This is a genomic window from Streptomyces sp. CB02414 (assembly GCF_001905385.1).
Lineage (GTDB): Bacteria > Actinomycetota > Actinomycetes > Streptomycetales > Streptomycetaceae > Streptomyces.
In genome coordinates this window covers 20,695-33,571 of sequence record NZ_LIPF01000018.1, presented here as the reverse complement: position 1 = coordinate 33,571, position 12,877 = coordinate 20,695, and the positions used below count along the sequence as shown (strand labels likewise).

Annotated in this window: 13 protein-coding genes; 6 read left to right on the top strand and 7 right to left on the bottom strand. The window is 69.8% G+C overall.

All coding sequences use genetic code 11. The features are described 5' to 3' along the window. Window positions 1–56: 56 nt before the first annotated feature. The 4 genes from AMK11_RS36320 to AMK11_RS36305 all read right to left on the bottom strand — a co-directional run bounded on the left by AMK11_RS36320 (window position 57) and on the right by AMK11_RS36305 (window position 4,955). A complete protein-coding gene (locus AMK11_RS36320; RefSeq protein WP_073732439.1) occupies window positions 57–1,016 on the bottom strand; it encodes a glycoside hydrolase family 43 protein in 960 nt (319 codons plus the stop codon). A gap of 377 nt (window positions 1,017–1,393) precedes the next feature. Then, the gene (locus tag AMK11_RS36315; RefSeq protein WP_198941552.1) at window positions 1,394–1,822 is read right to left on the bottom strand and encodes an alpha/beta hydrolase fold domain-containing protein; all 429 of its coding nucleotides are present in this window, start codon (window positions 1,820–1,822) and stop codon (window positions 1,394–1,396) included. Window positions 1,823–2,204: 382 nt separating this feature from the next. Beyond that, window positions 2,205–3,818, bottom strand: coding sequence for an MFS transporter (locus AMK11_RS36310; RefSeq protein ID WP_073732405.1), 1,614 nt, complete (start codon window positions 3,816–3,818; stop codon window positions 2,205–2,207). A 129-nt stretch (window positions 3,819–3,947) separates the two neighbouring features. After that, complete coding sequence (locus AMK11_RS36305; RefSeq protein WP_073732404.1) at window positions 3,948–4,955, bottom strand: NAD(P)/FAD-dependent oxidoreductase; 1,008 nt, start codon at window positions 4,953–4,955, stop codon at window positions 3,948–3,950. A gap of 92 nt (window positions 4,956–5,047) precedes the next feature. On the opposite strand from AMK11_RS36305, the gene AMK11_RS36300 reads away from it, so the two are divergent. Together AMK11_RS36300 and AMK11_RS36295 are read left to right on the top strand one after the other, a co-directional pair. Continuing rightward, complete coding sequence (locus tag AMK11_RS36300; protein WP_198941551.1) at window positions 5,048–5,662, top strand: helix-turn-helix domain-containing protein; 615 nt, start codon at window positions 5,048–5,050, stop codon at window positions 5,660–5,662. Between the two features lie 131 nt (window positions 5,663–5,793). Next, a complete protein-coding gene (locus AMK11_RS36295; RefSeq protein ID WP_073732402.1) occupies window positions 5,794–6,684 on the top strand; it encodes a class I SAM-dependent methyltransferase in 891 nt (296 codons plus the stop codon). 139 nt (window positions 6,685–6,823) lie between these two features. Here the strand turns inward: AMK11_RS36295 and AMK11_RS36290 are convergent, their stop codons facing one another. Together AMK11_RS36290 and AMK11_RS36285 are read right to left on the bottom strand one after the other, a co-directional pair. Continuing rightward, window positions 6,824–7,690 carry a hypothetical protein gene (locus tag AMK11_RS36290; RefSeq protein WP_073732401.1) on the bottom strand — a complete coding sequence of 289 codons (867 nt, stop codon included), beginning with the start codon at window positions 7,688–7,690 and terminating at the stop codon, window positions 6,824–6,826. Further along, window positions 7,687–8,310, bottom strand: coding sequence for an ATP-binding cassette domain-containing protein (locus AMK11_RS36285; protein WP_073732400.1), 624 nt, complete (start codon window positions 8,308–8,310; stop codon window positions 7,687–7,689). Before AMK11_RS36285 ends, AMK11_RS36290 begins: the two co-directional genes overlap by 4 nt. A 113-nt stretch (window positions 8,311–8,423) precedes the next feature. Here AMK11_RS36285 and AMK11_RS38080 point away from each other — a divergent pair, with 113 nt between their 5' ends. The 3 genes from AMK11_RS38080 (at window position 8,424) to AMK11_RS36270 (ending at window position 10,713) form a co-directional block, all read left to right on the top strand. Beyond that, on the top strand, window positions 8,424–9,020 hold the full coding sequence (locus AMK11_RS38080) for a phosphatase PAP2 family protein (protein ID WP_073732399.1): 597 nt from the start codon (window positions 8,424–8,426) through the stop codon (window positions 9,018–9,020). A 113-nt stretch (window positions 9,021–9,133) separates the two neighbouring features. After that, window positions 9,134–10,192, top strand: a complete 1,059-nt coding sequence (locus AMK11_RS38075) for an SDR family NAD(P)-dependent oxidoreductase (RefSeq protein ID WP_158071014.1) — start codon at window positions 9,134–9,136, stop codon at window positions 10,190–10,192. A 155-nt stretch (window positions 10,193–10,347) separates the two neighbouring features. After that, complete coding sequence (locus AMK11_RS36270; RefSeq protein WP_079187926.1) at window positions 10,348–10,713, top strand: nitroreductase/quinone reductase family protein; 366 nt, start codon at window positions 10,348–10,350, stop codon at window positions 10,711–10,713. Window positions 10,714–11,183: 470 nt separating this feature from the next. Here the strand turns inward: AMK11_RS36270 and AMK11_RS36265 are convergent, their stop codons facing one another. Beyond that, entirely contained in the window at window positions 11,184–11,783 is a 600-nt protein-coding gene (locus tag AMK11_RS36265; protein ID WP_073732397.1) for a TetR/AcrR family transcriptional regulator, read from the bottom strand. A gap of 112 nt (window positions 11,784–11,895) precedes the next feature. Between AMK11_RS36265 and AMK11_RS36260 the strand changes: the two genes are divergently transcribed. Further along, window positions 11,896–12,468 carry a hypothetical protein gene (locus tag AMK11_RS36260; RefSeq protein WP_073732396.1) on the top strand — a complete coding sequence of 191 codons (573 nt, stop codon included), beginning with the start codon at window positions 11,896–11,898 and terminating at the stop codon, window positions 12,466–12,468. Window positions 12,469–12,877: the final 409 nt, after the last annotated feature.

Below are 12,877 nucleotides of genomic sequence, written 5' to 3'. Positions count from 1 at the left end.
GCCCCTCGGACGCGTCACGTCCCCACGCCGCTCGCCCGGCCGGGCCTGCGCCGCGGTCACTCGAAGAACTTCAGACCGAAACCCACGTCGGTGTTGGCGCCGGGCACGTTGGCCCGGCGGTAGGTCGTGTTGCCCCACCAGACGGCGGTACCCGTGTACCAGTGGCGGTTGGACCACGAGTACGGGGTCCCCTTCTCGACCGCGTGGAACATGGTCGGGAACCGGTTGCCCGAGGGAGGGGCGGCACCGACGTCACCTCGCGGCAGGACGAACGTGTGGTGCCCCGGACCATCGACGTTCACCGTGGTGTGCCACCCCGCCATCATCGACGGCGCGTGCGACCCGAACAGGCAACCGTTGCTCTTGTACCAGTCCCACACGTACGTCGGGTCGCCGCCCGCCCGCAGACGCAGGTCGGCGATGCAGTACTTGCTGCTCCAGCTGCCGTTGGCGGAGTAGACGACGTGCAGACGGCCGCTCGGGTCCACGACCGGCTGCGGCGCCTCGTTGATGTAGGGGTTGCCGACCACCCGCTCCCACGGTTCACGGGGCTGCGAGATGATGTGGCGGCCGCCCGTGGTCGCGGTCGGACCGCTCATCCGCGCTATGTACAGGTTCTGTTCGACGTTGGTGTCCCCGGACCAGCCGGACCACACGAACCAGCGCTGGCCGCCGAAGGTGAAAGGCACCCCGTCGATCGCCCACTTGTCCCCGGGCAGCGCCACCTTGACGGCGGCGGAGTAGCCGGTGTCCGGATGGGGCGAGCCGATGTGGTACATCCGGTGGGCGGCGCCGCGGCCCGCGGCGAAGTAGATGCGGTACTGGCCGTCGTGGTGCACGATCTCCGGCGCCCAGACCTCGCCGAGCCCACCCGTGTCACGCCACACCTGCCGCTTGGGGGCCTTGGCGACGCCCTCCAGGGTCGTGGCCGACCGTACGGCGATGCCGCCGTCCACGGACTTGGCGCTGACGTACAGGCCCCCGACCTTGATGACGCTCGGGTCGGCGCCTCCCAGACCGGTGTTGCCGCCGGCGGAGGACAGGCCGTCCGCGGCCGCGGTCGCCGCGTGCGCGGGACCGGCAGGGGCCATCGCCTGCCCTACGACGAGCGCTCCGGCGAGACCGAGCGGTACGAGGCCGACAAGCCGTCGTCGAGAAAGAAACATCGCATGCCTCCTGATCATGTTCACGTCAGAGAGCGCTCTCAGAATGGTCGCCGCGCGCCGGACGGGCGTCAATACGCGGCGCTGCCGTCACCATCGTCGTCCGGTACGGGGACGGGCTGAGCACCCGGTCGGCAGCCACCGCACCTCAACCGCCTGCCCGGCGCGACACCGCCGGGCGGGCCTCGTCTCCGTCGCCGGGCTCCGCCGCGTCCTGTTCACCGGGCCGGTCACTCGGGAGGGTTCGCCGCGGCGACCCGCTCCGTGAGCAGGCGACGCGCGATCCTCGACTCCGGCAGGAAGGTGCCCGTCACCGGGAAGAACATGAGCTGGAACGCCGGCGCGGGGCCCTCCTCGGTGTGCGTGATCTGCGAGACCACCGCGGCGAGGTTGCCGCCGGCGCTCTCGCCGCCGACGCCGATCGCGCTCGGGTCCACGTCCAGGAGGGCCGCGTTGTCGACGGCGTAGCGGAAGGCCGCCACGGCGTCCTCGACGCCTGCGGGGAAGGGATTCTCCGGAGCGAGGCGGTAGTCGACCGAGAGGACCGACAACTCGGCGTTGGCAGCCATGAACCGGCAGGCGGAGTCCGCGGAATCGAGGTCGCCGAGGTCATTCCGCTCCTCGACCGAGCGCTCGACTGTCGACCTGGGTCGATGCACGTCAGGAACTGCCGCGGGACGGTGTACTGGTGGCTGCTTCGGCGTCTGCCTGGCGGGCTGCGGGCCACGCAGGAACGGCTGCGCATCGCCTGCGAGTCGCACGATGTTTGTCGCTGCTTTCTTGGCGTGTCTCACGGCGCGCGCGACAGGTCACAGGTCGTGGTGACGGCCTATGAATACGGGTTGGTCCGCCCCGGCCAACTCGACGGTTGAGGGCACGAGCACTGCGTGGAACAGGCCGGCTCCCTCAAGGCCACGGCGGGCACCATGGCGGCCGTCCCCGCTCAGCACCGGTCGGGCACACAGCAAGGTCGCGGTGCGCCCGACCGCCGGCTGACGTGCGGACGGCGTCGTGGTCCGTCCGCACGGGGCTCCTGCGAGGTCAGCGAGCGGCAATCCTGTCCCCGGCCCCCGGCCCGGGTACCGGCTCGGGGTCCGGCGGGAGTGGTGCGGTGCTGTTCGGGCCGCGCAGGGCGACGTAGCCGAGCGGCACGGCCATGACGGCGGCGCCGACCCACATGGACTGCTGCCAGCCGTCGACGAACGACTGCTGCGCGGCATGGATGAGGTCCTGCGTGTGGCTTCCGGCCGCGGGCGCGACCTCGACGGCGTTGGCGATGCCTTCGCGTGCGGTGTCCGCGGCCTCGTCGGGGATGCCGTCGAGCTTGCCGTCGATGGCGCTGCGGTAGCCGTTGGCCAGGAGCGCGCCGAGCATCGCGATACCGAGGGCGGTGCCGAACTCGCGGGTGACGTCGTTGAGCGCGGAGGCGACCCCCTGTTTGGCGCGGGGCAGGGAGCTGGTGATCGCCTCGGTGGAAGGTGTCATCGACAGACCCATGCCGATGCCCATGGCGAGCAAGCCGGCCAGGATCGACAGGTAGCCACCGTCGACGGAGACGAACAACGCCATCAGTGCCAGGCCGAGGGTGGCCAGGGCGACGCCCACCGTCATGGTGGCGCGGGCGCCGATCCGGGCGGCCATCTTGGGAGCCAGGCCCGAGGCCATCATCATCATGACGGCCATCGGCATCATCGCCACGGTGGACAGCAGCCCGGACCAGCCGAGTACGGCCTGGAAGAACGGGAAGAGGACGACGTTGATGCCGGCCTGGACGCCGAAGACGACCAGCAGGGTGATCGAGCCGCCGGCCAAACCGCGCTCGCGGAACAGGCGCACGTCGAGCAACGAGGCGTCGCGGCGGTGCAGTTCCCAGGCGACGAAGGCTATGGCGGCGACGACGCCGACGGTCAGGCCGACCAGGGTGACCGGGGCGGTCCAGCCGCGCTCGGGGCCTTCCTGGAGGATGAAGATGAGACCGGTCACTGCGATGGTGGAGACCAGGGCACCGATGGTGTCGAAGGAGTGGGCGGAGTGTTCGCGGGAGTTGGGCACCGACTTCAGTGTCATCGCCAGCGCGACGACGGCCAGGACGACGGGCAGCACGAACAGCCAGCGCCAGTCGGCGACGTCGACCAGCAGTGCGGAGAGGAACATGCCGAGGATGCCGCCGCCTCCGGCGACGCCGGTCCAGACACCGATCGCCTTGCCGCGCTCCTTCTCGGGGAAGGTAGAGGTGATGACGGCGAGGGTGATCGGCATGATGATCGCGGCGCTGATACCCGCGGCCACCCGCGCGACGATCATCACCCCGGCCGACGGAGCGAGTCCCGCGACGACGCTGGCGGCGCCGAAGACGACCAGGCCGGTGATCAGCATGGGCTTGCGGCCAAGGCGGTCGCCGATGGCGCCGAGCGGCAGCAGGAGCGCGGCCAGGGCGAGAGTGTAGACGTTGATGATCCACAGGACGGTGTTCTGTGAGGCGCCGAACTCGACGGCCATGTGGGTCTGGGCGACATTCAGCCCGGTCACGGAGGCGATGACGGCCATCAGAGCGATGGAGACGGTGACCAGGATCGCGCGCAGCTGACGCGCGCCCAGCGCGCCCCCGCCGTCTTCCGGCGCGGTCGCCGCTTGAGGGGGCTGATTGGTGTTCATGGTTTCCTTCCGTAAGGGCAGGCGGAACCAGCGCCGGTACAGGGCCGGGCGCCAGGTCGGTGAGACGGGAGATGCTCAGCGCGCGGACCGCTGAGTGGCGGCCGCGCGGAAGTCCGGCAGCGACTTGCGTCAGCCGGTGGTCCTCTGCGCGACGGCGAGCGCGGCGTCGGTGTCCGCGGTGGCCAGCATCGCGTTCATGTGGGAGCCGGCCAGGGCACCGGCCGCAGCGGAGGCGCCGACCTGCGCGGCGAGGTCGGTGGCGTTGCCGGCCACCCACACGCCCGGGATCCCGGTGGTGCCGGCGATGTCGGAGGCGAGGCGGCGGCCCATGTTGTCGGGCAGGTCCTCCATGGGCAGCTTCAGCCCGTCCAGGCCCTCGGTACGGGCCTGCATCCGGGTGGCGACGGCCAGGACCCGCCGTTCGACGAAGGTGTCGTCGGTCAGGCGGACGCCCGCGAGGGCTCCGCCGTCGTCATTGACGATCTCCCTGACGTCGGTTTCGATGATGCGGATGTTCCGGGCGGCGAAGCGGGCACGAGTCTCCGGGTTCAGATCGGTGCCGCGGGTGAAGTAGACGAGGTCATCCGTCAACTGACGAAACAGCCAGGCGTGGTGGATGGAGGCAGGACCGGTGGCGATGATGCCGATGGGCTCGTCGCGTACCTCCCAGCCGTGGCAGTAGGGGCAGTGCACCACGCTGTGGCCCCAGTGCTCGGCCAGGCCGGGCACCTCGGGCAGCACGTCGCGCAGGCCGGTGGCTACCAGCACCCGGCGCGCCGTCAGCGTGCGGCCGTCGGCCAGAGTGACGCTGAAGCGCAGGTCACCGTCGGCCGTGGGTGCGGCGGGTTCGGCTGCGGCCACCTCCCCGAAGACGACCTGACCGCCGTACTCGCGTACCTGTTCGCGTCCGCGCCTGAGGATCTCGGTCGGAGGGGCACCGTCCAGGACGATGGAGCCGTGCATGGCTGTTGCGGGTGCGTTCCGCGGGTCGCCGCTGTCGATGACGACGACCGAGCGGCGCGAGCGGGCCAGCATCAGGGCGCCGTTCAGGCCCGCTGCGCCGCCGCCGACCACCACGACGTCGACGATTTCGGTGGGCAGTGGGTCGCTTTCGTATTGGGAGGTCTGCGCAGACATGTCGCGCCCTTTCGTCGTACCTGACCCCCTGTACTGGGCCATCTGCATTCGACGCTAAGGGCATGCTGCATGTATGGCATAGCATGTTGCCTATGACGCAAGAAGATGGGCAGCTGGACAGCCTCGTACGCAAACGGATCCGCGCGCTGCGCGTCGCACAGGGCTGGTCGCTGGAGGAACTGGCGGGCCGGGCCAACCTCAGCCAGTCCTCGCTGAGCCGCATCGAGAACGGTCAGCGCCGCCTCGCCCTGGACCAGTTGGTCACCCTCGCCCGCGCCCTGGACACCACCTTGGACCAGCTCGTGGAGAACGCCGCCGACGACGTCGTCATCAGCCCGATGATCGACGGCGCCCACGGGGTGATGCGCTGGCCCATGAAGGGCGACCCCGGCATGAGCGTGATGCGTCAGCGGATGACCGACCCGCCGCCCGACAACCCTGCCCGCATGCGCGCTCACCCCGGCCACGAATGGGTGGTGGTGCTGTCCGGTACCGCCATCCTCATGCTGGGCGGCCGGCGCTTCCGCGTCGAGACCAACCAGGCCGCCGAGTTCCCCACCATGATGCCGCACGCCATCGGCGCCGAGGGCGGCCCCTGCGAGATCATGGGCATCTTCGACCGCGACGCCCGCCGCGGCCACCAGAAGGACGCCGGCTCCGACGCCTCCGCAACCGACAGCGGAGGCACCCAGGGCTTCTGCGCATAGTGGGTCGCAGTCGAGCTGAAGACCTCTCGCACGGTGGGCGATGTTGCGTCGCGGGCAGTACACCAAGCCACCTTCTTGCGTATTACGCAAGCGAGCGTGCTGACCGCGCATGGCGGGTCTACGGTGGAGCCATGCACCACACGCATCAGCACACCCGCCACGGCAACAGCGGTCACCAGCCCGACCATGGTCATGACGGCCGCCACGAGCACAGCGACAGCGGTCAGGCGGAGATCCTCGACCTGGACGCCGAGGTGCTCGCCGAGCACACAGCGTCCATTACCGCCTGGCTGCCGCTGAAGGAGCAGCCGCGGCAGATAGTGGACCTGGGCTGCGGGACCGGCGCGGGAACCTTCGCGCTCCTCGAGCGATTCCCGGACGCGCACATCACCGCCGTCGACACCTCGGCCGAGCACCTCCAGCTCCTGCGCGAGAAGGCGTGCGCCCGCGGTGTCCAGGGACGGGTACGGACCGTGCAAGCCGACCTCGACAACGACGACTGGCCCGACCTCGGCAGGCCGGACCTGGTGTGGGCCTCGGCCTCCATGCACCACATGGCCCATCCCCACAGCGCACTGCGCAACGTCCGCGGACTACTCGCCCCTGGCGCCCTCTTCGCCGTCGTCGAGCTCGCAGGCGTCCCCCGCTTCCTGCCCGCCCACGCCCCGGAGAACCGGCCCGGCCTCGAAGAGCGAGCCCACGCCGCGACCGGCAGCTTCCATGCCGGGCACGTACCGCACCGCGGCGCGGACTGGGGCCCGATGCTGACAGCCGCCGGCTTCACCGTCGAGGACGAACGCACCCTCACCGTCCATATCGAAGGGGCGCGCAGCGAAGCGATCGGCCGCTACGCCTACGGCGTCCTGCAACGCATCCGCAGCGTCGCCGCCCCTGCTCTCAGCCCGGAGGACCTCGCCGCACTCGACGAGCTCCTGGACACCAGCAGCCCGACCAGCCTGCTGCACCGCGAGGACCTCGCCGTACGCACCGAGCGCACGGTCTGGGCCGCCCGCCCCGCCTGACCCGGGCCGCCCACCGGGCAGCCTCAGCACCCGATTGCTTGCCTCACACACCATCACCGCCTGCGCAGCGCCATGCGCTCCGTCGGGCTGATCAACTACGCCCGCGCAGTCCCGCTCGCTGCGAGGCGAGTCGGGCTCGCTAGCCGTCCTTCGCCAGACTTCGCGGTGTCTCCTGAGACAGCGGGACGGCTCCCGCCCGGCACTCGTCATTCGAGCGGGTACTGGCCGGTTCGATGCAGGGCATGGGGCGGTGATGGTGCCGGGTACGCAGGAGGAAGACGACCGCGGCCAGGGCGCTGGTGGCGATGAACCAGGTGAGGGCGCGGGCTGAGCAGGGGAGAGAAGGCGTGGAGGTGAACGCGGAGGCAAGAGCTGCCTGGGCGGGGCCGTACAGCGGCAGGGCCGTCAAGCCGGTCTGGTTTCCCGCGGGGTTGGAGACGGGGCTTTGCATGCCGACGTCGATCAGCGTGGCCATGACCACGACGAAGAAGCCTTCCAGTTCGCCTCTCAGCAGGAAGCCGGCCATGAGGCCCAGCCCGCCGTACGCGAGGATCGCCGCTGACATGGCGGCGGCGACCGCCCATGGCTGGGTCAGCGGCCAGGACAGGAGCAGCAGGCCAGTTGCGTAGCAGGTCAGGGCTGCGGTGATCAGGAGCAGGGCGACGAGCTTGGCGGCAAGCAGGTGGGAGCGGGGGTAGCCGGCGAGAACCAGGCGCTGGTCCATGTCCCGGGCGCTGAAGGTGGCCATGAACATCATGAAGCCGGCGATGACGGTGACGGCGTGCAGAGCGCTGGAGATCTGGATCGTGCGGTTCATCGAAGCGGTCACTTCGGTGCCGAGTGCACTGGTGTGGAAGGTGATGCTCTTGTCCAGGGCGGTCGCGCGGACCACGTAGATCCAGGTGGGGATGAAGAAGACGGTCATGCCCATCGCCAGGCGGTTTCGCAGGTGGCCCGTCAGGGTGAAGCCGAGAGCGACGGTGAATGCGGTCCAGTGATGCTTCATCGCGTCGCGGCCTCCGCGTGCAGTCGGCCCTCGCGCAGGTGGTGGATGGTATCGAAATGGTGGAGGTCGTGCAGGAGGTGCGAGACCACGACCACGGCCTGGCCGCGGCTGCGCAGCCGTCCGGCCAGGTGCCAGAAGCGCTGGTGGGTGTCCCAGTCGAAGCCCTGGTAGGGCTCGTCGAGTACCAGCAGCGGTGGGTCATGCATGAGCGCCAGGGCCAGGTTGAGTTTCTGGCGGGTCCCGCCGCTGAGTTCCCCCGCTCGAGTGCGTCGTTCGGCGTCAAAGCCGAGCAGGTCCACCAGTTCCCAGGCGTACTGAAGGTCCGGTAGCCGGTGGGCGACCTGGAACAGCCGCAGGTGTTGCGCGACGGTCAGCATGTCGTTGATCACCGACCTTTGCGGGCAGTAGCCGATCGTGCCGAGGCGCCGGACCGTTCCGCGGTCGGGTGCCAGCATTCCGACGGCGATACGGAGCAGTGTGCTCTTCCCCGATCCGTTCTCCCCCACCACTCCGGCGAGCGTGCCTGCCGCCACGGTGAAGTCGATGCCCCGAAGCACGGAGCGCCGACCGTACGCCTTGTGCACGGCGTCGATATGCAGCCGGGTGGCGGCTGGTCGCATGCTGTTCTCCTCTGAGAAGGCGGACTTGTGCACAGCACAACGGCGGGACACCAGGCGGGGATATGCCCGGCCGTGCAACTTCGCTGCGAACCGCTCGTTCACCGGTCGTGCTGATGATCACTGTGGAATACGACCGGACATGGTGGGCACGGCTGCTCAGCACGTGCTTCACCCCGCCGCTGCTGCCCGTGGTGGCCGGCGCCGCAGTCGGCTGGCACCTCACCCGGCCGCACCCCTACGGGCTGTTGTGGGGGCTGGGGGGAAGCGGAAGCTGGGCGCTGCTGTGTGCCGCTCTTGCCACCACGGGCACCCGCATGGGGTGGTGGCCGAGTCCCGTGCCCTCCCAGCGCGGGCCACGGTTGCTGCTGCTGGGCATGAGTCTCATCGCTGCGGCTGCCGTGTGGCTGGTCTGCGGCCACCTGGGCGCACCTCCGGCTCTGCTGGCACTCGGCCGTACCGCCCTGCTCCTGACCACCTTGGTACTGGCTTGCACCTCGGCCAGCAACATCTCCCTGCACACCAGTTCGGCCGCAGCCAGCATCACCCTCGTAACGCTCCAGGTGCATGTGTGGGGGGCCGTACTGTATCTGCTCGTCGCAGCGATCGCCTGGTCCCGCCTGCACCTGCGTGTCCATACACCGGCACAGGTTCTCCTGGGGGCCGGTCTGGGCACCGCGGTATGCACGGCCACCGTGTACCTACCGCTGTGACCCGGTCCGTTCACACGCACGGCCGGCTAGCCGCCAACTCAGCCATCGCCGGCGTCTTCCCCCCGACCGGACCTGAGGCGCCACTCCCGGTGGCGGCCGTCGTTGAGCCTGACGTGACTGACGATCAGCAGGCCCGGAAAATGGTTGATGCCTCGTCCGGACGCGATCCTGCCGTGCTTCCTCCGCCGTGGCGGCGCTGGGCCCGCCCAAGGGGCGGGTGGTCGCTGTCCCTGGTTCCCGACCTGTCCGGGCAGACGGCGGTGGTCACCGGCGCCGGCCGGGGAATCGGGTTGGTGGCCGCCGAGTACCTGGCCCGCCACGGGGCTCACGTCCTCACGCTCTGCACCGCAGCAGAAGACGATGGACGCACGGCAGCGAGCGCCTTGCGGCAGCGAGGGCAGGGCGTGGACAACGTCCCGTGCGACTTGGCCGAGTTGGCGCAGGTACGCCGAGCTGCCAGGGACATCTTCAACCTGACCGGCGGGCGGCTGGACATCCTGGTCAACAACGCCGGGGTCGCCGCCCTGCCCCCCACCCGCAGCGCGGACGGCCACGAAGCCCACTTCGCCATCAACCACCTCGGCCACTTCGCCCTCACCGGTCATCTGCTGCCGGCGCTGCTCAACGCGCCCCAGCCACGGGTGGTGAACGTGACCTCGGTACTCCACTGGCTCGGCCGCTTCCGCGCCGACCAGGCGGCGACGCCACGCCGCTATCACCGATGGACGGCGTACTTCGACTCGAAACTGGCGAACCTGCTGTTCACCCGCGGCCTCCACGCCTTCGCCGAGGCCCGCGACCTGCCGCTGCGATCCATTGCCGCCCACCCCGGCCTGGTCAGTACCACCCTGGGCTCCCGCGCCCTGCGCGCAGACGCGCGCCACCTGGAGGCCCGTGTGCTGGAACGGCTGCAAGCACGCTGGCACTCCCCGCAACAGGCAGCACTGTCACTGCTGCGAGCCGCCACCGACCCGTGCATCGGCAGCGGCGACCTTCTCGGCCCCGGCGGCCGATGGGAGTGCTCTGGACCACCCGTCCTCACCCGAGCAGCGCGACGCGCCACCGATCCAGGCGCCACCGAACGCCTGTGGCAACTGTCGCAACACCTGACAGGCCACCCCTTCCCCACCGACGGTCCGCGGCCGACCCGTGACCGTGGAGAGAACGAGTGACACCCGAGCGCCGTCGCCCGGCTGCGCGGGCCGCAACACGCCTCCACCGAAGCCTCCTGACCGCCGTGGGCAACAGTTGGCTGCTGCGGCACTGGGGGCCGCGCCTGCTCCCACCTCTTGACCTGCTGGCCCACCGCTTCACCAGGAGCCGCTGGATGCCCAGCCGCATGCTGTCCTCCACCGCCGTTCTGCGGACGACCCGCCGCGACGGCACACCTCACCTCACCCCCCTGATCGCCGGCCAGGACACCTCCGGAAGATTCCTGGTCATGGCTACGAACTTCGGACGGCGCCACCACCCGGCCTGGTCCTGTCACCTTCTGCGGGACCCCCATGCCGTGATCGATTGGCAGGGCGCATCCATTCCCGTCCACGCTCACCTGCTCACCGCTCGCCAGCAGGAGGAGGCCCGGTACCGAATCCTCGAAGTCATGCCCGTTTTCGACGAGTACGTCAGGCACAGCGGCCGCCACGTCCGCGTCTTCTCCCTCACACCCGCCGCCGACCCAGGTGGCCGGTGACGGCGGCAGGCCGACAACGCGGCCAGCGGGACGGGTGCGCCGAGAGGAAGACATACGCGATCGGTCGGACTCAGCCCTTCTTCACCCTGCCCAGCGGACGTCGATCCGCCCGGTCGAGCTGGTGCTGTCCTGATCACAGCAACCGGCGCACGCGGTCGTACTCCTCCGGTCTGGTCGTCGCCGGTGCCGTCGGCACCGCGCTGTACGCCTGCAACATCGCGGCGGTGGGCCCTGCCGACACCGGTGTCGCCGTAGCTTCAACATGGTGCAGGGTTTCGGACCCGGTAACGGGCTCGTCGACGGTCGCCCCCCCCCCGCATGAGCGCGCTGTCACTTCAAGCCTCAGGCCGAAAAGTGCGCCGGGTGCATGAACCAGCACCAGCCGGGCGGCCACGACGCAGTTCACCGAGTAGGGCCACGGGTGGTCGCAGCGATGAGTACCTGCAGTACGCCCAGACACCCAGCCCGACTCAATCCGCCGCGTGCACCGCGGAACGCGCCTGCAGGATCCCCTCGACACTCTCCACGAACGTCTCGGTGATCAGTCCGGGATCGGAGAGGCACCCTGCGGCCATGGCTCCGTCCCGGAGCATGACGAAGTGCCGCCCCGCTGCCTCGGCGGGCGCGTCACCGACGTGTGCCAGCATCTCCGTGACGGTGTCGAGGAACCACTGCCGGTGCGCGAGAACGGCCTGGTGGATCGGGTGCGCCGGATCGGGATACTCGGCCACGGCATTGAGGAAGGCACAGCCGCGGAAGCCCTCCGAACGAATCCCCTCGGCGATGGCACGTGCGACCGCCCGCACCTTGTCACCAGGGGTCCGAGCACCGGCCTGTGCGGCCGACAGCTGCGCCCTGATGCCTTGGTCCGCCTCCTCGAGATAGGCAAGGACGAGATCCTCCTTCCCGGAGAAGTGACGGTACAGCGTCGCCCGGGTCACCTGAGCTTCCTCGATGATCCGGTCAACGCCGACGGAATGGATCCCCTCGGCGTAGAAAATCCTCACCGCCGTACCGAGCAGCCGCGCTCGGGCCTCGGAGGTGCTGCCTTCTCTTGACTTCCGGCTCATGAGCGCCACCTTACCGCCGAGGGAGAACGTTCGGTCTTGACACGTGGCGCAGGACACCCAAAGATGAAAGAGACCGAACGTTCTCCCTCGCCATGGAAGGCGGATACACGCCATGGGCACCGTCGTCGACCACTCCCCTCCCACCGCACCGACCGAGATGTCGGTGGCCCTGCGCAGGCTGTACCTCTCGCGCTTCGCGTTCGCAGCAGTCTGGGCGGCCCTGCTGTTCGCGACGGCGGACACGCTGGGCCCGCTCAGCGGAACGCTGCTGGTGCTCTATCCCTTCTTCGACGCGGCCTGCGCAGTGGTCGACCTGCGGTCGACGCGGGCGGCGGACGGCGCCGTCACGAGGCTGTGGGTGAACATCGGGCTCAGCGTCCTCACCGGCGTCGCCCTGGCGGTCGCACTCGCCGCCGGCATCCCCGCCGTCCTGCGGGTGTGGGGGGTGTGGGCTGTCACGGCGGGCATCACGCAGCTCGCCGTGGGAGTGGTCCGGCGCCGGATGGGCGGGCAATGGCCGATGATCGCGAGCGGGGCCATCTCCACCCTGGCCGGAGCGAGCTTCTTCCTCCAGGCCGGCAAGGACGGCGCCACACTCACGAATCTCGCCGGGTACGCCTTCCTCGGCGGGGTCTTCTTCCTCGTCTCGGCGCTGCGCCTCAAGTCTGCGGACCGGAACGGCTGAGCGTCCGTCTGCGCGCCCCCTCTCCCTTCACGGCGGGCGGCCGTTCGCACCAGCCGTCGAACTGGCGTCTCGTCCTGCACGACAGCTGTCGCTCGCTCGCCGTCCCACGCGATGGGGCGACCGAGCGACGACGAGCAAGGCACCGAGCGGCGCCACGGATCTTCCCGCGACAGGGACGACTGCGCAGGCTTCGTCGGCCTCGATGCTGTCGGGGTTCGTGCGAGGCCGGCCGAGCCGGCGAACGGGATCGACGGAGCGGTCCAGTTGTGACAGCACCGGCCTCCGACTTGTCGCAGACGGTCATCGTGCAGTCCTTGCACCACCAAAAGAGGAGATCGGGACCGTACACCGATTTGTAAGAGTCCTATAGGACATAGCTGATACGCACATCGGGGCGGCAGGACGTTCT

Bases quoted from the DNA above. Each gene is read 5' to 3' on its own strand.
- AMK11_RS36310 (WP_073732405.1), bottom strand. From the start codon at position 3,818: ATGAACACCAATCAGCCCCCTCAAGCGGCGACCGCGCCGGAAGACGGC.
- AMK11_RS36305 (WP_073732404.1), bottom strand. From the start codon at position 4,955: ATGTCTGCGCAGACCTCCCAATACGAAAGCGACCCACTGCCCACCGAA.
- AMK11_RS36300 (WP_198941551.1), top strand. From the start codon at position 5,048: ATGACGCAAGAAGATGGGCAGCTGGACAGCCTCGTACGCAAACGGATC.
- AMK11_RS36295 (WP_073732402.1), top strand. From the start codon at position 5,794: ATGCACCACACGCATCAGCACACCCGCCACGGCAACAGCGGTCACCAG.
- AMK11_RS36290 (WP_073732401.1), bottom strand. From the start codon at position 7,690: ATGAAGCATCACTGGACCGCATTCACCGTCGCTCTCGGCTTCACCCTG.
- AMK11_RS36285 (WP_073732400.1), bottom strand. From the start codon at position 8,310: ATGCGACCAGCCGCCACCCGGCTGCATATCGACGCCGTGCACAAGGCG.
- AMK11_RS38080 (WP_073732399.1), top strand. From the start codon at position 8,424: ATGATCACTGTGGAATACGACCGGACATGGTGGGCACGGCTGCTCAGC.
- AMK11_RS36270 (WP_079187926.1), top strand. From the start codon at position 10,348: ATGCCCAGCCGCATGCTGTCCTCCACCGCCGTTCTGCGGACGACCCGC.
- AMK11_RS36265 (WP_073732397.1), bottom strand. From the start codon at position 11,783: ATGAGCCGGAAGTCAAGAGAAGGCAGCACCTCCGAGGCCCGAGCGCGG.
- AMK11_RS36260 (WP_073732396.1), top strand. From the start codon at position 11,896: ATGGGCACCGTCGTCGACCACTCCCCTCCCACCGCACCGACCGAGATG.